The sequence below is a fragment of the Bombilactobacillus mellis genome, from assembly GCF_000967245.1.
Lineage (GTDB): Bacteria > Bacillota > Bacilli > Lactobacillales > Lactobacillaceae > Bombilactobacillus > Bombilactobacillus mellis.
This window is the reverse complement of the sequence record NZ_KQ033878.1, coordinates 81,551-102,436: the sequence shown is the minus strand read 5'-3', so window position 1 is coordinate 102,436 and position 20,886 is coordinate 81,551. Positions and strand designations below refer to the sequence as shown.

Annotated in this window: 15 protein-coding genes; 13 read left to right on the top strand and 2 right to left on the bottom strand. The window is 39.5% G+C overall.

All coding sequences use genetic code 11. The annotated features are described in order from the left end of the window. Window positions 1-38 precede the first annotated feature (38 nt). The 8 genes from dprA to JG29_RS04650 all read left to right on the top strand — a co-directional run bounded on the left by dprA (window position 39) and on the right by JG29_RS04650 (window position 9,538). Window positions 39-887, top strand: coding sequence for a DNA-processing protein DprA (gene dprA, locus JG29_RS04685; RefSeq protein WP_052696314.1), 849 nt, complete (start codon window positions 39-41; stop codon window positions 885-887). A gap of 60 nt (window positions 888-947) precedes the next feature. Beyond that, entirely contained in the window at window positions 948-3,059 is a 2,112-nt protein-coding gene (gene topA, locus JG29_RS04680) for a type I DNA topoisomerase (protein ID WP_156961628.1), read from the top strand. A 118-nt stretch (window positions 3,060-3,177) separates the two neighbouring features. Continuing rightward, window positions 3,178-3,702: an ATP-dependent protease subunit HslV gene (gene hslV / locus JG29_RS04675; RefSeq protein WP_045922807.1), complete on the top strand. Its 525-nt coding sequence runs from the start codon at window positions 3,178-3,180 to the stop codon at window positions 3,700-3,702. 9 nt (window positions 3,703-3,711) lie between these two features. Further along, a complete protein-coding gene (gene hslU / locus JG29_RS04670; protein WP_045922806.1) occupies window positions 3,712-5,115 on the top strand; it encodes an ATP-dependent protease ATPase subunit HslU in 1,404 nt (467 codons plus the stop codon). 482 nt (window positions 5,116-5,597) lie between these two features. Continuing rightward, window positions 5,598-6,431, top strand: a complete 834-nt coding sequence (locus JG29_RS04665; RefSeq protein ID WP_045922805.1) for a MetQ/NlpA family ABC transporter substrate-binding protein — start codon at window positions 5,598-5,600, stop codon at window positions 6,429-6,431. A 17-nt stretch (window positions 6,432-6,448) separates the two neighbouring features. Continuing rightward, window positions 6,449-7,777 (top strand): M20/M25/M40 family metallo-hydrolase, encoded by a 1,329-nt coding sequence (locus JG29_RS04660; RefSeq protein WP_045922804.1) that lies wholly within the window; start codon window positions 6,449-6,451, stop codon window positions 7,775-7,777. 9 nt (window positions 7,778-7,786) lie between these two features. After that, window positions 7,787-8,848 (top strand): methionine ABC transporter ATP-binding protein, encoded by a 1,062-nt coding sequence (locus JG29_RS04655; protein ID WP_045922803.1) that lies wholly within the window; start codon window positions 7,787-7,789, stop codon window positions 8,846-8,848. Next, complete coding sequence (locus JG29_RS04650; protein ID WP_045922802.1) at window positions 8,849-9,538, top strand: methionine ABC transporter permease; 690 nt, start codon at window positions 8,849-8,851, stop codon at window positions 9,536-9,538. Between the two features lie 207 nt (window positions 9,539-9,745). Here JG29_RS04650 and plsY read toward each other — a convergent pair whose 3' ends face one another. Then, a complete protein-coding gene (gene plsY, locus JG29_RS04645; protein WP_045922801.1) occupies window positions 9,746-10,366 on the bottom strand; it encodes a glycerol-3-phosphate 1-O-acyltransferase PlsY in 621 nt (206 codons plus the stop codon). 108 nt (window positions 10,367-10,474) lie between these two features. Between plsY and parE the strand changes: the two genes are divergently transcribed. The 5 genes from parE to JG29_RS04620 all read left to right on the top strand — a co-directional run bounded on the left by parE (window position 10,475) and on the right by JG29_RS04620 (window position 18,239). Further along, window positions 10,475-12,472, top strand: coding sequence for a DNA topoisomerase IV subunit B (gene parE / locus JG29_RS04640; protein ID WP_045922800.1), 1,998 nt, complete (start codon window positions 10,475-10,477; stop codon window positions 12,470-12,472). A 14-nt stretch (window positions 12,473-12,486) separates the two neighbouring features. Beyond that, entirely contained in the window at window positions 12,487-14,943 is a 2,457-nt protein-coding gene (gene parC / locus JG29_RS04635) for a DNA topoisomerase IV subunit A (protein WP_045922799.1), read from the top strand. Between the two features lie 31 nt (window positions 14,944-14,974). Beyond that, window positions 14,975-15,943 (top strand): LysR family transcriptional regulator, encoded by a 969-nt coding sequence (locus tag JG29_RS04630; RefSeq protein ID WP_045922798.1) that lies wholly within the window; start codon window positions 14,975-14,977, stop codon window positions 15,941-15,943. A 52-nt stretch (window positions 15,944-15,995) separates the two neighbouring features. After that, window positions 15,996-16,925, top strand: a complete 930-nt coding sequence (locus JG29_RS04625; RefSeq protein ID WP_045922797.1) for a manganese-dependent inorganic pyrophosphatase — start codon at window positions 15,996-15,998, stop codon at window positions 16,923-16,925. Window positions 16,926-17,021: 96 nt separating this feature from the next. Further along, window positions 17,022-18,239, top strand: coding sequence for an ArgE/DapE family deacylase (locus JG29_RS04620; protein ID WP_045922796.1), 1,218 nt, complete (start codon window positions 17,022-17,024; stop codon window positions 18,237-18,239). Window positions 18,240-18,289: 50 nt separating this feature from the next. Here JG29_RS04620 and JG29_RS04615 read toward each other — a convergent pair whose 3' ends face one another. Next, window positions 18,290-20,875: an ABC transporter permease gene (locus JG29_RS04615; protein WP_045922795.1), complete on the bottom strand. Its 2,586-nt coding sequence runs from the start codon at window positions 20,873-20,875 to the stop codon at window positions 18,290-18,292. Window positions 20,876-20,886 lie beyond the last annotated feature (11 nt).

Here is a 20,886-nt window from a genome sequence, read left to right as displayed (position 1 = left end):
TTCCGTAATTTTAAAAAAAAAAAACGGAGATGATTTTTGTGTCTATTCAAGCCTTAATTTGGCGCCTTTCCATGACCCGCTGTGTTAGTAATCAGTTAATCTTAAAAACTTGCCAGCAATATTACCAAGTGAGTACAGCAACTGATTTTTTATTAGCTTTTGTATGTCAGCATTTAAAAACTGCCAAGCACAAGCTTTTTTACCAGCGTTGGTCGCAATCTGGGTCCAAACCGCCTGCTTTTTTGACCTTTTTTGATCAGGCTTATCCCCAAAAATTACGGCAAATCTATAATCCACCGGCTATTTTGTACTATGCGGGCAACTTAGCCTTATTGCAAAATCCGACAGCGGCCGTGATTGGTTCTCGGCAATGTAATTATTATACACAGCAAATTGTTCAGGGCCTGGTTCCCCGGTTAGTTCAAAATCAAATCACAACTATCAGCGGCCTAGCTCGCGGTGCCGACAGTTGCTGTCATCAAGTAACTTTGGATTATCAGGGTACGACCATTGCCGTAATAGGCAATTCCTTAGACTACTTTTATCCGGCGGAAAATCGTGATCTGCAAAAACAAATTCAACATTTAGGGTTAGTTTTGAGTGAATATCCGCCGCATACGCGCCCGCGGCCTTATTATTTTCCGCAAAGAAATCGCATTATTGCCGGACTGTGTGATAGTCTGATTGTCACCCAGGCTAAAAAACGCAGTGGCACTTTAATTACGGCGGAATTAGCCTTACAGGAAAATCGTGATGTCTGGGCGGTACCGGGGCCGATTACTCAATCGTTGTCTTATGGTTGTAATCAATTGATTGCTAGCGGGGCGCGACCATTTTTAGATGCAGAAACCTTTATTCAAGCTTTACGTGCGCAAAAGAATATTTGACAAAATAGAAGTATCTAGCATATGATATGAGGCGACTTGATTAAAGAAAGGGGCCTTTTTTTGGTAAAATCAAAAACGACAAGACGTAAACCGATTACTAAGAACTTAGTGATTGTGGAATCACCTGCAAAGGCTAAAACAATTGAAAAATATTTGGGTAGAAACTATAAAGTGTTAGCTAGTAAGGGTCATATTCGCGATTTACCAAAAAGCAGAATGGGTGTTGATTTAGAAAATAATTATCAGCCAACTTATATCTCGATCCGTGGCAAAGGTGATACCATTAAAGAATTAAAAAAAGCGGCCAAAAATGCTAAAAATGTCTATCTGGCTGCCGATCCTGACCGAGAAGGAGAAGCGATCGCGTGGCATGTTTCTTATGTTTTAGGTTTAGATCTGCAAGATAAAAATCGAGTTGTTTTTAATGAAATTACTAAAGATGCTGTTAAAGAAGCGTTTAAGCATCCACGCATTGTGAACATGAATTTAGTGAATGCGCAACAAGCCCGCCGGGTACTGGATCGCTTAGTCGGTTATTCTATTAGCCCCATCCTTTGGCAAAAAGTCAAAAAGGGTTTAAGTGCTGGTCGGGTGCAATCGATCGCTCTAAAATTGGTCATTGAACGCGAAAAAGCAATTCAACAATTTAAACCGCAGGAATATTGGACTATTACGAGTCATTTTCAGAGTGGTTCCAGCTCCAAAGAAGTTTTTGCGGCTAACTTTGTGGGGCTTAACGGTCATAAAGAGGAACTGCCTTCGCAAACAGCGGTGCAGGCTATTTTACAAAAAATTGATAAAAAGAAAAAATTTACAGTAGAAAAAGTCGTTAAGAAACAACGTCAACGCTATCCTGCCGCACCTTTTACAACTAGTTCACTGCAACAAGAAGCCAATCGAAAATTAAATTTCAAGACACGCAAGACTATGATGTTGGCCCAACAATTATATGAGGGCATTAACTTGGGAGCGCGTCAGGGGAATGTCGGTCTGATTACTTATATGCGGACTGATTCTACTCGAATTGCGGCCGTGGCTAAACATGAGACTTCCCAATTTATTCATGATGAATATGGTGCTGACTATGCCGCCGTGAAATTGCATAAAACGAAAAACCCGGAAGGCGCCCAAGACGCACACGAGGCGATTAGACCCACGTCAGTTTTAAGAACGCCGCAATCTTTAAAAAAGGTGCTGACACCAGATCAATATCGGCTCTATAATTTGATTTGGCTGCGTTTTGTAGCTAGTGAAATGACTCCGGCTGTGATGGATACTATGAAAGTAACGTTAGCACAGAATCAAGTGCAGTTTCAGGCGACAGGTTCACAGATTAAATTTGACGGGTTTTTAAAACTTTATCAGGATGATAAAAAAACTAAGGATAATCTCTTGCCAGCCTTAACTGAAGGTCAAGAAGTCCAGATTGTAGATATTAATCCGGAACAGCATTTTACTCAACCGCCAGCACGCTATAGTGAGGCCGCTTTAGTCAAGGCCTTGGAGGAAAACGGCGTTGGTCGGCCTTCAACTTATTCTCCCACTATTGAGACAATTCAAAAACGCTATTATGTCAAGCTGAACGGGCGTAGTTTTGAACCAACGGAATTGGGAGAAATCGTTGATAATCTAATTGAAAAGTACTTTCCTGATATTGTGAATATTGATTTTACGGCTCATTTAGAAGATGAGCTAGACGGAATTGAAGCCGGCAAAGAAGAATGGACACAAGTTGTGGATGAGTATTATCAGCCTTTTTCTAAAGAATTAAAAAATGCTGATGAAAAAATTGAAAAATTACAAATTAAAGACGAACCTGCGGGCATGAACTGTGATATTTGTGGGGCGCCAATGGTTATTAAATTAGGGCGCTACGGGAAGTTTTATGCTTGCAGTCGTTTCCCGGATTGCCGCAATACTAAGCCTATTATTAAAGAAATTGGAGTAACTTGTCCGAAGTGTCATCGGGGGCAAGTCGTGGAACGTAAATCCAAAAAACGCCGGCTGTTTTACGGTTGTTCGCGCTATCCCGACTGTGATTTTGTAGATTGGAATAAGCCGATTAATCGTAATTGTCCCAAAGATGGGCATTATCTGATTGAAAAAAAAGTCAAAGGCGGCAGGCAAATACTCTGTCCTAATGGTGATTATCAAGAAGAAATACAAAAATAATAAATTTTATTAGCACCGTTATTACTCTTGTGGTATGGTATGAAAGTAATGGCAGGTGCTTTTTTAACGGATGATTTCGTTCTGTCCTGGAGTTAATTTAGAAAAATGAGGTATAAATATGACAACAATTTGTGCTGTACGTTATCACGATCAAACCGCAATTGCCGGAGATGGTCAAGTAACAGCAGGAGAAAAAACAATCATGAAAGCTTCTGCGCATAAAGTTCGGCGAATTTTTAACAATCAAGTAGTAATTGGTTTTGCCGGCGGGGTTGCGGATGCTTTCACATTAGAAGATTGGTTTGAAAAAAAACTCGAAAGCTACTCGGGTAATCTGAAGCGGGCGGCAGTCGAGTTGGCTCAGGATTGGCGTAAAGATCCCACCTTGCAAAAATTAGAAGCAATGATGATTGCCTTCAACCAAGAAGATTTATTATTGATTTCTGGTAATGGAGAAGTAATCGAACCGGATGAAGATGTAATTGCGATTGGCTCGGGCGGTAATTTTGCCCAAGCTGCGGCAATTGCGATGATTCGCCATAGTTCTGGGTTAAGTGCAGCTCAGATTGCCCAAGAAGCTATTAATATTGCTTCAGATATTGATATATTTACAAATAAAAGTATTATTACAGATCAGTTGTAGGAGGAAATAATGACAACGCAAATGACACCGAAACAGATTGTTCAACAGTTAGATAAATATATTGTCGGTCAAGACGAGGCTAAAAAAGCTGTTGCAATTGCCCTTTATAATCGTTATCGGCGCATGCAGCTTTCCGAAGCAATGCAACAAGATATCACTCCCAAGAATTTATTAATGATTGGACCTACTGGTGTCGGTAAAACAGAAATTGCCCGTCGTTTAGCTAAAATTGTCCAGGCACCATTTGTTAAAGTGGAAGCTACTAAGTTTACCGAAGTGGGTTATGTGGGCCGTGATGTGGAATCAATGATTCGCGATCTGGTAGATGTAGCCGTTAAAATTGAAGAAGACATACAGTATCAAGATGTGCGTGTCCAAGCGACTCGGGCTGCCAATAAGCAGCTGGTTAAGTTATTAGTTCCGGGCATAAAAAAAGCTCCGAAGCAAATTAATGGTTTTCAAGACATGATGGCTGCCTTAAATTCGCTTTCTCAAGGAGAAGAGCCCGCAGTTCAGAATAATGAAGAAGTCAGTGATGAGGTACGTAATCAGCGTCTCAGTGTCAAAGAACAATTGGATAAGGGACTTTTGGAAGATGAAGAAGTAACCATTCAAGTTGAAGAGTCGCATAAGATTAACCCGATGAATGATATGATGGGACAAATGGGAATTGATCTCAATAGTGCCATGGATTCCATTTTACCGAAGAAAAAAGTCAGCCGAACCTTGCCGGTCAAAGAAGCACGGGAAGTTTTAATTGAACAAGAGTCCAGCAAGCTCGTAGATCACGATGCTATTTATCAAGCAGCCATTCAACGTGCGGAAAATGACGGTATTATTTTTATTGATGAAATTGACAAGATCACTGCTGGCAATAAAAAGAATTCCGGTGAAGTTTCCCGTGAAGGGGTCCAACGTGATATTTTGCCGATTGTGGAAGGCTCCAGTGTGAATACCAAATACGGAACGGTGAAAACGGATCATATTCTGTTTATCGGCTCCGGAGCTTTTGCCGAAAGCAAGCCGAGCGACTTAATTGCGGAACTACAAGGTCGTTTTCCGATTAGAGTTGAATTAAACGATTTGTCGGAAACTGACTTCATTCGGATTCTGACCGCTCCTGATAATGCTTTGGTCAAGCAGTATATTGCGATGATTGGCAGCGATGGCATCCACTTAACTTTTACTAAAGAATCAATTGAAGAAATTGCCAAAATTGCCTATCAGGTCAATCATGACAGTCAAAATATCGGAGCGCGGCGCTTAGCAACAGTTCTTGAAAAAGTATTGGAAGACATTATGTACGAAGCTCCCGATATGCAAATGGGTGACATTACGATTACTCAAGAATATGTAGACCAAAAAGTGGGCTCGATTGCTAGTGACAGTGATTTGACGAAGTATATTTTGTGATTTTCTTAAAATTTATGAGCAACAAAAATAGTTTGCACTTCTAACTAGCTGTTTTACGGCAAATAATTTTAATGCAATACTAAGAAAATGAATTTTTAGTTGACAAGAATAAAAATTAATTCTATGATGGTTCACAACAGTTAAGATAAATATTATAAACAAAGTGATCAGGGGAAGTAGCTTTAAGAATTGGTGTACAGAAAGCCTGGGTTGTTGAGATCAGGCCGCTATCTTGAGTGAAAATGACCTGTGATTGGTGCGCTGAGTTAATAAGCAATTATTAATAAGGTGGCAATGAGTGGTACCCTTTAAAGTACACGCGTATAATTTTGTACGTTGATAAGGAAATTAGTGTAAACTAATTTTGAATTAGAATGGTACCGCGTAAGACCGCTTCTAACTAGCTGTAATGGCTGATTAGGAGCGGTTTTTTGTTTGTTAATATTATTTTTAACTAAAAATAACTGATTGAGGTGGAGAAAATGAAAAACTTAAAAAAAATTATCAAAAAAAGTTTACTTTGGGTCACTTGCTTGGGTTTAATTGTGTTAATTGCCGGTTGTGGCAATAAAAATGCCCAAGATAAAACTGTAAAAGTTGGAATTAACAATGCGGACACGCCGATTTGGAAAGTCGTCCAGAAACAGGTGAAAAAGGACCATATTAAATTAAAAATTGTCGAATTTTCTGATTATAACCAGCCTAATACAGCCTTAGCTCAAGGAGAACTGGATATTAATGCTTATCAGCATCAATTCTTCTTAAATAACTGGAACAAGGCGCATCATACCCATTTGGTAGCAATTGGTAATACCGTGATTCAGCCAATGACAATTTATTCAAATAAAATTATCAATATCAAACAACTAAAATCTGGTGCAAAAGTTTCTTTGCCCAATGACGCTTCTAATGAAGCACGGGCCTTGCAATTGCTGGAAGCGGCTGGTTTGATCACTTTACGTAATACCAATAAAAAATTGCCTTCAACTAAAGATATTCAAGCTAATAAATTAGCTCTCAAATTTAGTGTTTTAGATGCCGCTCAGACCGCTCATTCGTTAAACGATGTGGATATCGCAGTAGTTAACGGTAATGTTGCCAATGCTGCTAAATTGAGTCCGAAAAAAGCCATCTACAAAGAAAAAGTTTCTCAAAAATCCAAACCTTGGATTAATATCATTGTTGCCAATAAAAAAGATAAGAATAATGCTACCTATAAAAAAGTTGTAAAAGCTTTCCAGACTCCAGCTGTAGCTAAAGAAATTAAGCATGTTTACGGCCAAGGAGCAGTAACCGTTTGGAATTCTAAATTTTAATAAGGGAGCATAATAGCATGATAAAAATTGACGATCCGCTAGTACAGCAATCTTTTCAAGAATTGGCTACTTATATTGCTTTGCCCTCTGTTTCGGCCAAGCATCAAGCGCAAAAGCAGACTGCTGACTTTTTAAAAAAACTATTAGAAGAAGTGGGCGCTCAAGTTCAGGTTTTGACTGATTATCCGGCTCCTTTAGTATTTGCAGAAATCAAGCCGCAGCAACCGAGTACAACTACTATTTTGATTTATAATCATTACGATGTGCAGCCTGAAGAGCCTGTAGAGCTGTGGCATTCTGATCCTTTTCATTTAAAAATTACCAAGGATAAATTAATTGGTCGGGGAGCTGCTGATTGTAAAGGCGATTTTATTAGTCGCTTGACAGCTTTAAGGCGCTATCAGCAAAAACACGGTGATTGGCCTTGCAATATTAAGTTTTTGCTGGAAGGTGAAGAAGAAATTGCCAGTGAACATTTACCACAGTATTTAGCTAAATATCATGAACTCTTAGCCGCGGATTTGGTCTTATGGGAATCAGGCAGTAAAAATGAGCAAGAGCAATTTAGTATTCAAGGAGGAAATAAAGGGGTATTGTGCTTTGAATTAGTTGCTAATTCTGCAGCTATTGACTTGCATTCTTCTTATGCGGCTGTGGTCGATAGCGCGCCTTGGCGCTTAGTGGCGGCAATTAATTCTTTGCGTGATGCCGACGGTCACATCAAAATCCCGGGCTTTTATGAGCAAGTGCTGCCTCCGACTTCGCGGGAACAAGAATTAGTCGAACAGGCGGCGGTACCGGATTTACAGGAAAAATGGCAGTTGACCTTGCCCCTTTTAAAAAATAAATCTGTTAATTATAATTTAACCTTTAGTCCTACGATTAATATTGAAGGCCTCAGTAGTGGTTGGGAGGGACCGGGTGTGAAAACTGTCACTCCGAAAACTGCGCGGGCAAAATTGGAATTTCGGTTGGTGCCCAATCAAGATCCACAGGAGATTTTTACTCAGTTGACACAATATTTACAAGATCAAGGATTTTCTGATATTCAGGTTAATTACTTGCTGGGGGAATCTGCTTATCGGTGGGATCTCCAACATCCTCTAGTAGATTTGTTAGTAGAAACTGCGCAAAAATGTTACGGTGGCGCTGATCAAATTGAGCTGCTTCCTTCCAGTCCCGGTACTGGACCAATGGCGTTAATCAATCAATATACCCAAGCTCCTATTGTAGCTTGTGGCGTGGGCTATAGTAAATCAGGTAATCATGCGCCTAATGAGAATATTCGAATTTCAGATTATTTAGAATTTATTGAATTTTTTGATCAATTTTTAGAGAGATTGTAGGTAGTATGCATGGCAGCTAAGCAAACTATTATTGAATTACAAAATATTTCGGTGAGTTTTTCGCAAAAGGAACGAACCGTAGATGCTGTTAAAAATGTTTCCTTATCCGTTAATCAAGGCGATGTTTATGGCATCATCGGTTATTCCGGTGCCGGGAAAAGTACGCTGGTGCGGGTGATTAACTTGTTACAACGGCCGACCAGTGGCAAAGTGTTAGTGAAACAGCAGGACTTATTAAGTCTTTCTGCTAAACAATTACGGGCCAAACGGAAAAACATCGGGATGATTTTTCAACATTTTAACTTATTAGATTCCCGCACCGTTTATGGTAACGTGGCTTTTTCGCTGATGAATTCGCAGTTATCCAGTGCAGAAAAAAAACAAAAAGTAAATAAACTTTTAGATCTAGTAGGACTCAGTGATAAAGCAAATAATTATCCTTCTCAATTATCCGGTGGACAAAAACAACGTGTAGCGATTGCCCGCGCTTTAGCCAATGATCCGGAAATTTTAATTTCGGATGAAGCCACCAGCGCACTGGATCCGGAGACTACTACGGAAATTTTAAATTTATTAGGTTATTTGAATCAAACCTTAAATATTACAATTGTCATTATTACGCATGAAATGGATGCGATTAAACAAATTTGCAATCGTGTTGCCGTTATGGATCAGGGATCTATTATCGAGGAAGGCAGTCTTTTGGATATCTTTGGTCATCCCCAACAAGAATTAACGAAAAAATTTGTGGATTCTTCTACGCAATTGGGACCGGCCTTGGAACAGATTAAGCAAAGCCAGCTTTTACCTAATGATACGCAAAATTTAATTGAGCTAAACTTTTTGGGGGATGTCACTGAAGAACCGATTGTTGTGGAGCTCTACAAAAAATATCAAGTTGAAGCTAATATTTTATTCAGTAATATTGAACAATTACAAGGTACAACTGTAGGGATCATGTTATTGGCTTTAAATGGCCAAGCTGCAGATATTAAGGCCGCTTTACAGTATTTGAATCATTTACAAGTTGAGGTCCAAAGAATTAACTTAGCAGAAGTGGGGGCGAAGTAAATGTGGCAGACCATAAGTAGTTGGATGCCGAATGTAGTTGCTAATTGGAGTGGTGATAACGGTTTTGAAATTGCAATTTATCAAACCTTATATATGACTTTTGTTAGTGCTGTTTTTGCCGGCATTCTGGGGTTGATTTTAGGGGTGGCCTTATTAATTACAGATGAACAGGGAATTTTACCCCAGAAACACTTTTACTATATTTTAGATAAATTAGTTAATTTATTTCGTTCCATTCCTTTTGTCATCTTGTTAGCGGTAATTGGTCCTTTTACTAAATTAGTGGTTGGACAAACTATCGGACCTACAGGAGCTTTAGTTCCCTTAATTGTGGGGACAGCCCCGTTTTTTGCCCGGCAGGTTCAATTAGCCCTGGTCGAAGTTGATCCCGGAATTATTGAAGCTGCGCAAGCGATGGGCTTGTCGCCTTGGCAGATTATCTATCATGTTTACCTCAAAGAAGGTCTGCCTGAACTTATTCGCTCCGCCACCTTGACTTTAATTAGTTTAATTGGTTTAACAGCAATGGCTGGTGCTGTCGGCGGCGGCGGTTTAGGAAACATGGCAATTGCCGTGGGTTATCAGCGTTTTGAAAATGATGTAACTATTGTTTCCATGATTTTGATCTTAATTTTAGTATTTATAGTGCAGGGAATTGGCGATTTTGCCGTCAGAAAATTACAACATTAATAATTTAAATTCAGCTAACTAATAAAGAGTGAAGATATTTAATCTTCACTCTTTATTTTTGATAAGCAAAACTTTCAGGTAAATGGGGCTTAATTTTTCTTGTCGTTCTAGTTTCAATTTCTGGGGAAGTTAGCTACAATGAATTCTGTTTGCAAGCTGGTACTTTAGTTAATTAGGTCTTAACCAAACGTGTGTTCTGTTGTATAATTATTTATGTCTTTTTTGGTTTAGATAATAAACTAGGCCAAAATGCACCATATTTTCCTGATGATTTTTTAAGCGTTTGATGTTGGGCAAATGGCGCACATAAATGATAATGGTCACTAAAACTGCGGCCGCAAATAAATAATAGTCCTTAACCAGCAAGGTAATGATTGTAAAAATGGGCATCACTATTAAACTGGCCAGACTGACCGTACTAGTGATTAAGACTAAAGTAGCAAACATAACCGCGGCAACTAAAAATAAGAGTGGATTATAGGCTAACAAAATTCCGGAACCGGTAGCCACCGCCTTACCTCCTTGAAAATGTAAAAAAAGAGGCAGGCAATGTCCAATCACAGCAGCCATTCCGACCACTAATTCCCATTGTTTGCCGGCAACTCCCACAAACATAGGCAGACTTGCACCTAAAGTCCCTTTAAAAATATCTAATAATAAAACAGTTGTTCCTGGAAAAAAACCAAAAACGCGAAAAGTATTAGTAGTTCCAATATTTCCACTGCCTAATTGGCGAATATCTTGATGAAAACAAAGCTTTCCTAACAAATATGCTGAGGGAATAGAACCAATAAGATATGCTAAAATAAAGCAAATTATAAGTTTCAATTATTAAACCTCCAAAATATCGATACATTTAGTAAAAATGAGTATCATAGATATTTTAATACAATTTAAATAAAGATACTGTTCTTTTTTGAAAGTGAGATTTGATCAATGGTAAAAAAACAGCAATATGATGATTCATCAATTCAAATTTTACATGGTTTAGAGGCGGTGCGCAAACGTCCCGGTATGTATATCGGTTCTACCGATGCGCGCGGACTGCATCATTTAGTCTATGAAATTGTTGACAATTCTGTTGATGAAATCTTAGCCGGATACGGCAAACGCATTGATGTAACTATCAATGCTGATAATTCAGTCACTGTCGCTGACCAAGGTCGCGGAATGCCTACTGGCATGCATGAATCAGGAATTCCAACGATTGAAGTTATTTTAACTGTTTTACATGCTGGTGGTAAATTTTCGGAAAATAATTATAAAACTTCCGGCGGTCTGCACGGTGTGGGTTCTTCTGTGGTCAATGCCTTATCACAGTGGTTGAATGTACGTGTGGTGCGGAATCATATCGCCTATGAAGAAAAATTTGTTAATGGCGGCCATCCTCAAGGAACCCTCAAAAAAATCGGTCCTGCTAAACAAACCAGCGGGACCACTATTACTTTTAAACCGGATCCGCAAATTTTTCCAACGACTAATTTTAACTTCGATACATTAGCCGAACGTTTGCGGGAATCGGCCTTTTTATTAAAAGGCGTCACCATTACTTTAACAGATTTAAGAACCGATCCTCCGCGAAAAGAAGAATATTATTTTCATGATGGGATTCAGTCTTTTGTTAAATATTTAAATGAAGGTAAAGATCCGATTAAAGATGTTTTTTACTTTGAAGGTACGCAAAGTCAGATTGAAGTAGAATTCGCCGCTCAATATAATGATGGTTATTCGGAAAATATTATTTCTTTTGTTAATAACGTCCGCACGCCGGATGGTGGCAGTCACGAAGTAGGTCTGAAATCCGGTCTGACACGAGCCTTTAACGATTATGCCCGTAAAATCGGGCTGTTAAAAGAAAATGATAAGAATTTAGAAGGCAGTGACGTACGTGAAGGGCTTAGCGCTGTCTTATCCGTGCGTATTCCGGAAAATATTTTGCAGTTTGAAGGACAAACAAAAAGCAAGTTGGGAACCCCGGCGGCCCGCTCAGCTGTAGATAATGTTTTATACAACCAGATGAGTTTTTATTTATTGGAAAACGGGGACTTTGGCCAAACGCTTGTCAAAAAAGCCTTAAAAGCGCGAGAAGCCCGCGAAGCTGCCCGTAAAGCCCGTGATAATACCCGTTCTGGTAAAAGAAAAAAGAAGGATCAAGGGGTTTTATCCGGAAAGCTGACGCCGGCACAATCCCGTAACCCGCAAAAAAATGAATTATTTTTAGTAGAAGGTAATTCTGCCGGTGGTTCGGCTAAACAAGGCCGTGATCGTAAATTTCAAGCCATTTTACCCTTACGGGGAAAAGTATTAAATACCCAAAAAGCTAAATTGGATGATATTTTTAAAAACGAAGAAATTAATACCATGATTTATACTATTGGCGCCGGTGTCGGACCGGAATTTCGCGTGGATGATAGCAGTTACGATAAAATTATTATTATGACAGATGCCGACACAGATGGAGCCCATATTCAAATCTTATTATTAACTTTCTTTTATCGTTATATGCGGCCTTTAATTGAGCAGGGAAAAGTTTATCTGGCCTTGCCGCCGTTATATAAAATTCAAAAGGGCCGCGGTGATAAACTCAAGGTGCGCTATGCATGGACTGACGCCCAATTAAAAGCTGCGGTTCAAGACTTAGGAGCCCATTATAGTTTGCAACGTTTTAAAGGTTTAGGAGAAATGAATTCGGATCAATTATGGGAGACAACCATGAATCCGGCCACCAGAACTTTAGTCCGTGTGCGCATTGATGATGCAGCTTTGGCTGAACGGCGGGTAACAACTCTGATGGGTGATAAGGTCGCCCCGCGTCGAAAATGGATTGAAGAAAATGTTAAATTTAATTTAGAAGATGACGGCAGTATTTTAGAGACTGATTTAGATCATAGTTTGGGTGAACAAGATCTAAAGAAGCAATTAAATTCCAAATAAAGTGAGTGAAGACAGTGGCAGATAGTTCCAAAATTCAAGAACTTTCATTAGAAGAAATCATGGGCGATCGCTTTGGTCGTTATTCAAAGTACATTATTCAAGAACGCGCCCTTCCCGATGTCCGTGATGGCTTAAAACCAGTTCAGCGGCGTATTTTGTACGCGATGCATTTAGATGGTAATACCTTTGATAAAGCTTTTCGCAAGTCGGCCAAGTCGGTTGGTAATGTCATGGGTAATTTTCATCCTCATGGAGATACACCAATTTATGAGGCTTTAGTCCGCCTCAGTCAAGCTTGGAAATTACGGGTGCCACTAATTGAAATGCACGGAAATAACGGTTCCATGGATGGTGATCCGCCAGCAGCTATGCGTTATACTGAAGCCCGCTTAAGTAAGGCTGCCGGAGTTTTGTTGCAAGATATCGATAAAGATGTAGTCGATATGGTGTTAAACTTCGACGATACCTTGGAAGAACCGACCGTTTTGCCGGCTCGTTTTCCTAATCTTTTAGTTAATGGAGCTACCGGGATTTCGGCAGGCTATGCTACAGAAATACCACCACACAACTTAGGTGAAGTGATTGATGCGACCATTGCCTTAATTGATAATCCAAATTTAACCTTGGATGAAGCTTTACAATTTGTTCAGGGACCGGATTTTCCAACGGGCGGCATCGTACAAGGCCAGGCCGGGATTAAGCAAGCCTACGAGACTGGTCGCGGCAAGGTGGTTTTACGGGCTCGAACTACAATTCAGCAATTACGTGGTCACCGCAGCCAGATTATCGTAACTGAAATTCCTTATGAAGTTAATAAAGCCCAATTAGTGAAAAAAATTGACGAAATAAGACTTTTAAAAACTATTGACGGTATTGCCGAAGTTCGCGATGAAACTGATCGCCACGGTCTAAGTATTGTTATTGAACTGAAGCGGGATGTGGATGCCCAGGCAATTTTAAATTACTTGTTTAAAAATACGGATTTACAAGTATCTTATAATTTTAATATGGTGGCCATTGCGCATATGCGCCCACAGCAGTTAGGGTTATTGCCGATTTTGCGAGCTTACTTGCAGCATCAACAAGACGTGGTTTTGCGCCGGACTAAATTTGACCTGAACAAAGCCCAACAGCGCTTGCATATTGTGGACGGTTTGATTAAAGCACTTTCAATTTTAGATCAAGTAATTCAAACTATTCGCGCCAGCAAAAATAAGAGTGCGGCAATCAAAAACTTAATGACTCAGCATGATTTTTCTCAAGCTCAAGCCACGGCCATCGTTGCTTTACAGCTATATCGCCTCACCAATACTGATGTTACCCAACTGCAAAAAGAACAAACTCAATTACAAAAAGCCATTGCCCGTTATCAAAAAATAATTGCGGATCCTCAGCAGTTGTTGCGTGTGATTAAAAAAGAGTTAGCGGCAGTGAAAAAAGAATTTGCTACGCCGCGTTTAACTAAGATTGAAGCAGAAGTAGCTGAAATTAAGATTGACCGCCGGGTCATGGTTACTCCGGAACAAGTCCGCGTTTTGGTAAGCCGCCAAGGATATCTGAAGCGAAGCAGCCTACGTTCTTATCAGGCTTCTACAGCTACTGATAATGGTTTACGTCCGGAAGATTATCCAATTTTAGATTGTGAAGCTTCCACTTTGGATCATTTATATATCTTTACTAATCAGGGACACTTGATTTATCGCCCCGTTCATGAACTGAGTGATCTGCGCTGGAAAGAGACCGGGCAGCATTTATCGCAGTCCATTGGTTTGAATCCCGACGAAGAAATTTTAACCGCCTTTATTTTTCCAGACTTAAAACAAACGGGTCGTTTTGTCTTGGCAACTTCCGATGGCTATATCAAGCAAGTTGATTTTCAAGATTTACTACCTGGTAGAACCTATCGTTCCCGTGCCTTGAAGACGATGAAATTACATCAGCCTACTAGTAAAATTGTTCAAGTCTTTTATTTGCCGAGCCAGCGTTCTGATCTGCAAGTACTCGGGTTTACCGAACATTCGTATGCGTTATTATTTAACCTTAATGAAGTACCCGTCGTGGGCGCACAAGCGGCTGGTGTTAAATTCTTAGCTCTAAAAGAAGCTGATCAGATTGTTGATTTTGCAATTGTTGATCCACAACAGCCACAATTTATTGTATTATTAACTAAAAAGGGTAATTTTAAGAAAATGTCCTTATCGGAAATCACCCCCGGTACTCGAGCCCGGCGGGGAACTTTAGTCATGAGGGAACTTAAAAAGCAGCCTCACCAGCTTCAATTTGCCCGTGTGTTGACAGCAGAGGAAGTTTTGACAGTAATTACAGATAAATTGGCGACTATTACAATTGATCCGCAGAATTTTAATTTTAAGCCCCGCTCTGCCAGTGGTACCGGAGTGCTTAATCCGACTCAAGATGGGGTTCCATTGTATCTCACAGTCCATTCCCGTTTGACTACTGCTTCAAAATAAAAGTGCAGGTTTGTAGAACGGAGGAGTTTATATGAATGCTAATCAAGATGATTTTATTAGATCACTAAGTTCGAAATCTTTAGGTTATTTCGTCAAATTGGCTCATAATTTGAATTACACCCAAACGGCGCGCATTTTGGGAATTACGCAGCCGGCGCTCACGCAGCAAATCAAAAAATTAGAGCGCGGCCTCGGTGCTCCTTTATTTTATAATATCGGAAAACGCGTGTATTTGACGGATGCGGGCAGTATTTTTTTAGCTGCGGTTAATAATATCTATGAAACAATGATTGGCGCGGTGGATAATATTCAACAAACAACGTTGGCTTCCACCGGACTCATTAAAATTGGTCTTTTAGCCACCATTGAAGATCAAGTGCTGGAAGATTTTATTATTCATTATAAAGATGTCCAGCCGCAAATTGAAATTGAGGTTTCATTGTTAAGACGACGTTTATTATGGAATGACTTGGAAAATAATAAAATTGATTTAGCGATTATGTATTTGCCTGATGATTCAATCAAAAATTGGAAATTGTATTATTCGAAAAAGATCATCAATGAGCATTTAGTGCTCTTACACCAAAATCCTCAATGGAAACAGCGGAAGTATTTGAAATTGAAAAACACTTTAGACCATCCTTGGGTGACATATCCGGATGATTATTATTTAACGGATTTGCTACATGAGTGTTTTAAAAATCAACTTTTAGATCCGCCGCAAACGCAAGGTCGCTTTGCTTCACCGTGGCAGATACTCCATTTTGCTCAGAAAAAGGATTACTATGCAGTGTTACCGGAAAGTTTTGTTTTGGCTAATCAAGATCAAGTACATGTTTATCAAACACTGCTGGATCCCAAAATCAAATTTGAGATAAGTTTTGTTTATCGTTTTGACAAGTTAAATATTCCCCGAATTGCTGAATTTTTAAAATGCTGGGATCAGTTTATTGAAAAAAAATCTTATCGCGAGCGCCTGCAAGAGAGGCTATCCAATTAGTGGGTCTTTGTATTATAATAGATACAATACGTAATTAATTGGAGGGATGAAATTGGCAAAACAATTAGTATTTGGACACTTAAACCCAGATACAGATGCGATTGTGGCCGCAATCGCCTATTCGTATTTGCAAAACCAGCTCGGCTTGGAAACTGAGGCTGTAGCTTTGGGAGAACCCAACGATGAAACCAAATTCGTATTGGATTATTTCCAACAACCAGCACCACGAGTTATTGATCAAGTTGGCGATCAAGCTCAAGAAGTAATGCTAGTCGACCATAATGAGGCACAACAAAGTGTAGCAGATTTAAAAAATGTGACGATCACTCATGTTGTTGATCACCATCGGATTGCTAACTTTGAAACTGCCGCACCATTGTTTTATCGTGCAGAACCAGTCGGCTGTACCAGTACCATTTTATGGAAGCTTTATAACGAACATGCTATTGAAATTCCGCAAAAAATGGCTGGTTTAATGCTGTCTGCAATTATTTCCGATACTTTGCTGTTAAAATCACCAACTACTACAGATGTTGACCGCGAAGCAGTCACAGCTTTAGCTCGGCTGGCGGCGGTTGATTATCAAGATTATGGCTTGAAAATGCTCAAGGCAGGTACTAATATTGCGGCTAAATCAGCTGCAGAATTAATTGATGCGGATGCCAAGAGTTTTGACATGGGCGGACATCAGATTCGGATTGCTCAGATTAATGTAGTTGATTTGCCGGAAGCATTGACCCGGCAAAATGAATTTGAAACTGCTATGCAACAAAGTAATCAAGATAATGGCTATGAATTATTTTTATTAGCTATTACCAATGTCTTAGATAGTGATACTACAATGGTTGTTGCCGGTGATGAAAACTTGCAGGCTAAGGTTAGTGCGGCCTTTAATCAGCAAATTGAACAAAATCGGCTGCAATTGCCGGGGGTAGTTTCGCGTAAAAAGCAAATTGTACCACCATTACAAGAACAATTTTAACTAATAGACTAGAGTTTGAAGATACTTATTTCTCTAGTCAAAAGGGACAGAGAATGCTAATTTTCTCTGTCCTTTTTGTTTCAGGAGGTAGTAAGAATGGATATAAAAGAAAAATTGGATATTTTAAGTAAATTGATTAGCTTTCCTTCGGTTAATGACCATGAAAAACAGGTAGCCATTTATTTACAAAAATTATTACAAGAACATAATATTAGCAGCCAAATTTTACCATTAGAAGGTGATCGGGCCAATTTAGTTGCCGAAATAGGATCTGGTAAACCGGTTTTAGCTTTGTCAGGACATATGGATGTGGTGGATGTCCAGCGGGATAATTGGCAAACGGATCCCTTTAAATTAACTTCCGTGGATGATAAACTCTATGGTCGCGGCAGTACTGATATGAAATCAGGCTTAGCGGCAATGGTTATTGCCTTAATCGAACTTCAAGAAAGTAATTTTCAATTTCCGGGAACAATTCGGTTTTTGGCGACCTCCGGAGAAGAAGTAGGACAATATGGGGCTGAAACTTTACAAAAGCAGGGTTACATGCAAGATGTTGATAGTTTGCTGATTGGCGAACCTTCAGGCTATGTAGTAGTTTATGCCAGCAAAGGAGAATTAGATCTTAAAATTCAATCCTTTGGTAAAGCAGCCCACAGTTCCATGCCAGCTTTAGGCAATAATGCAGTAGAACATCTTCTACGGGTGTTAAATCAGATTGAAAGTCAATTATCAGATTTAATGACAACTGCTGAAAATGACGTCTTAGGTAAAACCTTATTTAATATTGATGTGATTAAGGGCGGCCAGCAGCCGAATGCGATCCCCGGTTATGCCGAAGCTGTTTTAAATATTCGGACAATTCCTGAATTAGCTAATCAAAAAATTCTGGATACTATCCAAAATGTGATTGAACATTATAATGCCACTACTACTGGTCAAATCAACTTAGTGTGCGACATGAACATTATTCCAATTTTGGGTAATAAAGATGCCAAGCTCATCAAACTAATTCAAAAAATTGTCCAACCGTATTTACAAAAACAAAACTATAGTGCTGAAGAAATTGAGCAATTAGAAAAACAAGCACAATTATCCGGAATTCCTTTTTCCGCCGATGAAATCTTGACAGTCGGGGTTTCTGGAGGAACTGATGCTTCTAAATTTCTTATTGATCAGCCTCAAGGTTTTAACTATGTGGTCTTTGGTCCGGGTAATGGTAATGCGCATCAAGATAATGAATTCGTTTCCCAAACGATGTATTTAGATTTCATTGATATCTACCAGCAAATAATTAAAGAATATTTTAAATAGCCTTGTTATTAGCAGTAAAAAAGCAGTGACGAACTTTGGTCACTGCTTTTTTAATCAGTTTCTTTAAGAGCTGCTAACATATCCACTTTTTGGATTTTGTAAGCCATGATTAACATCACGATGATGGCAAATAAGAAAGTCATCAGTGTCGAAACCAAAAAATTGGTTGGTTTCAAACGCAGCAGTACCATGACATTTTGCGGCGGCAAAGTCTGCATAATATAATGATGTAATCCATAACCGCCTGCAAATCCTAAAAGAATGCCGATGCCTGTTAAAAAGAGTGTTTCTCGAAAAATTGACATAACCACTTCGGTTTGTGAAAAACCTAAAACTTTCATAGTTGCTAATTCGCGTTTTCTTTCATCGACGTTAATATTAGTTAAGGTGTAGAGAACCACCAAGGCTAACAAAGAAGAACAAATAATAATAATTAAAATCAAGTTATTTAATCCATCTAGAATATAATTAACGGCATCTTTAATCGTATCGGAACGAATTACTCCTTGTGTAGCAGATTGGTGATTTAGCCACGTTGCTAAATGATCCAAGGGAATGGAAGAGCGTTGCCGGTTCTTAATCATTAAAGCATTGGCAGTTAGCGGCTGTTGCCAAATTTTTCGATATTGGGTACCAGCTAAGAAAATAAAATGTCCGGCATACATTTGACTAATAGCGGCCACACGACCATGTAAATGGTGCCCCAATTGATCTTGAAACTTTAACTGATCACCCACTGCAACATGTTGGGCAGCAGCTAATTTTTGGGTAATAACAATTCCGGAGAGCTTGTGTAAGTTCAGCGGTTGTTGCTGAGGATTTTTTAAAGTAATAAAGTGATTTAGCTGGTGATAAGTCGGTGCGGCGATAGCTGTCACTTCCTGATTGACAGCATTTTTTGGGGAGCGAACATAAACAGTTTGATAATTAATTAATTGGGTTTGGCGGACATCATGGTGCTGCCGGACCTTTTTTTGATAGGCCAGTTGTTGCTCCGAGTTTATTTGCGGCGACAAGAGCGCCACCGCATCGTAATGAATGAGCTTTTGGTATTGGGTAGCAACAATTCCCGTTAACGAATCACGAATACCAAAGCCGGTAATTAAAAGTGCCGTACAACCAAAAATACCAATAATAGTCATTAACATCCGCATCTGATAACGAAAAATATTCCGCAGAGCAATTTGATATTTAAAACTCAGACGCTGCCAGAATCCAGTCCATTTTTCCAAAAAAATTCTTCCGCCTTTAGTGGGAACCAGCGGCTGCAAAAGGTCAGCAACATTTTCTTGCAGTTCTCGAAAGGCAACAAATAACGGCGGCACAATTGCGACCAGTAAAGCAATAGTGCCGGCAATAAGAATCCACTTCCAAGCTGGTCGGGCCCAAAGTGCTGGTAAGGCATAGTTGGCTGCATAGGCTTGGTAAATTTTCACTGCTAAAAATTTGGTACCTAAATAAGCTCCTAATATCGAGCCCAATAGACCAGATAAGAAACCATAAACTAAAAAGACTTCCACAGCTGCCGGCTTGGAATATCCCAGTCCGGTTAAGACCCCTAATTCCGTGCGCTTTTCACTTGCCATTCTGGACATTGTTGTAAAGCAAACAATTAAAGCTACTAAAAAGAAAACATAAGGAAAAACTCGAGACAAAATATCGATCCGCTGGGCTTCTTCCCCGAAAGTGCGATAACCATAATCATAATCATTACGGGTTTGAATAGTATAGCTAACTGAGGGCAGATGCGCTATTCGTTGTTGAAGCTGCAATAGCTGCGGTGCTTGGAAAACGGCAGCGGGATTATTAGGATTTAAACTTTGCATTTGCTGCAGTTGTTGTTGATAAATAGCTTGCCAGTGTTGGCGGATACGTTGTGTTTTGGCGGCGGCCAAGCGGTTAACCAGCGGCTGCAGGCGATCGACATATTTTTGATTTTGTTGTTCATAGCTTTGGTTATAGGCTTTACGCAGCTGTAATTTAAAATTGATTTTGATAATAGTCGGCTGCCAATGCACAAAAGCCTGACGACGCACATAGCCAAAAGTTTGCACCCGACCATGGTGTAAAGGGGTCACTCCCAATTGCGATTTATCTAAATAATCACTCGAAGTAACAAATCCAACAATCTGCCAGCGCTGTTTCGGGAGATTATTGTAAACGTTATGATCGCTAGTAAACTTAATATTTAACCACTGGCCCAGATGATAATGATGCCGATCACGAACATTGAGAACCAACTGATTATTTTGCCGGGGTAAATGTCCCTGACAAAGATGAACCTGAGCTAAGTTAGTGGTAAAGTTCTGTATCCGAATTACTTTTGGAGTTGAACCGGTAGTAATGAGGCCATCTTGTTGTTGTACTGCAGCCCACCGTTGACCATGATGTTGTTGCAGTTGTTTCTTAATTTGTTTTCGGTCAGTTTTACTGAGAGGGAAATTACTTGTTAGCTGTGCATCAGCAAGATGATGCTGTTGATAATAGTGATTGGCAGTCAGTCGCATATCAGGTCCGGTAGATTTGAGACCAACCAAGACAAAAACTCCTAAAGCCAATAATAAAGTTACCGATAAAAAACGGGAAAATGAAAACTGAAATTCTCTTCTGATATTTTTGTGTAGTGTTTTCTTCATTGCGATCACGG

What these genes read in the sequence shown, in the direction of transcription:
- JG29_RS04620 (WP_045922796.1), top strand. Translation starts at nt 17,022, where the DNA reads ATGGATATAAAAGAAAAATTGGATATTTTAAGTAAATTGATTAGCTTT.
- JG29_RS04655 (WP_045922803.1), top strand. Translation starts at nt 7,787, where the DNA reads ATGGCAGCTAAGCAAACTATTATTGAATTACAAAATATTTCGGTGAGT.
- JG29_RS04615 (WP_045922795.1), bottom strand. Translation starts at nt 20,875, where the DNA reads ATGAAGAAAACACTACACAAAAATATCAGAAGAGAATTTCAGTTTTCA.
- hslU (WP_045922806.1), top strand. Translation starts at nt 3,712, where the DNA reads ATGACAACGCAAATGACACCGAAACAGATTGTTCAACAGTTAGATAAA.
- parE (WP_045922800.1), top strand. Translation starts at nt 10,475, where the DNA reads ATGGTAAAAAAACAGCAATATGATGATTCATCAATTCAAATTTTACAT.
- JG29_RS04630 (WP_045922798.1), top strand. Translation starts at nt 14,975, where the DNA reads ATGAATGCTAATCAAGATGATTTTATTAGATCACTAAGTTCGAAATCT.
- JG29_RS04660 (WP_045922804.1), top strand. Translation starts at nt 6,449, where the DNA reads ATGATAAAAATTGACGATCCGCTAGTACAGCAATCTTTTCAAGAATTG.
- JG29_RS04650 (WP_045922802.1), top strand. Translation starts at nt 8,849, where the DNA reads ATGTGGCAGACCATAAGTAGTTGGATGCCGAATGTAGTTGCTAATTGG.
- JG29_RS04665 (WP_045922805.1), top strand. Translation starts at nt 5,598, where the DNA reads ATGAAAAACTTAAAAAAAATTATCAAAAAAAGTTTACTTTGGGTCACT.
- hslV (WP_045922807.1), top strand. Translation starts at nt 3,178, where the DNA reads ATGACAACAATTTGTGCTGTACGTTATCACGATCAAACCGCAATTGCC.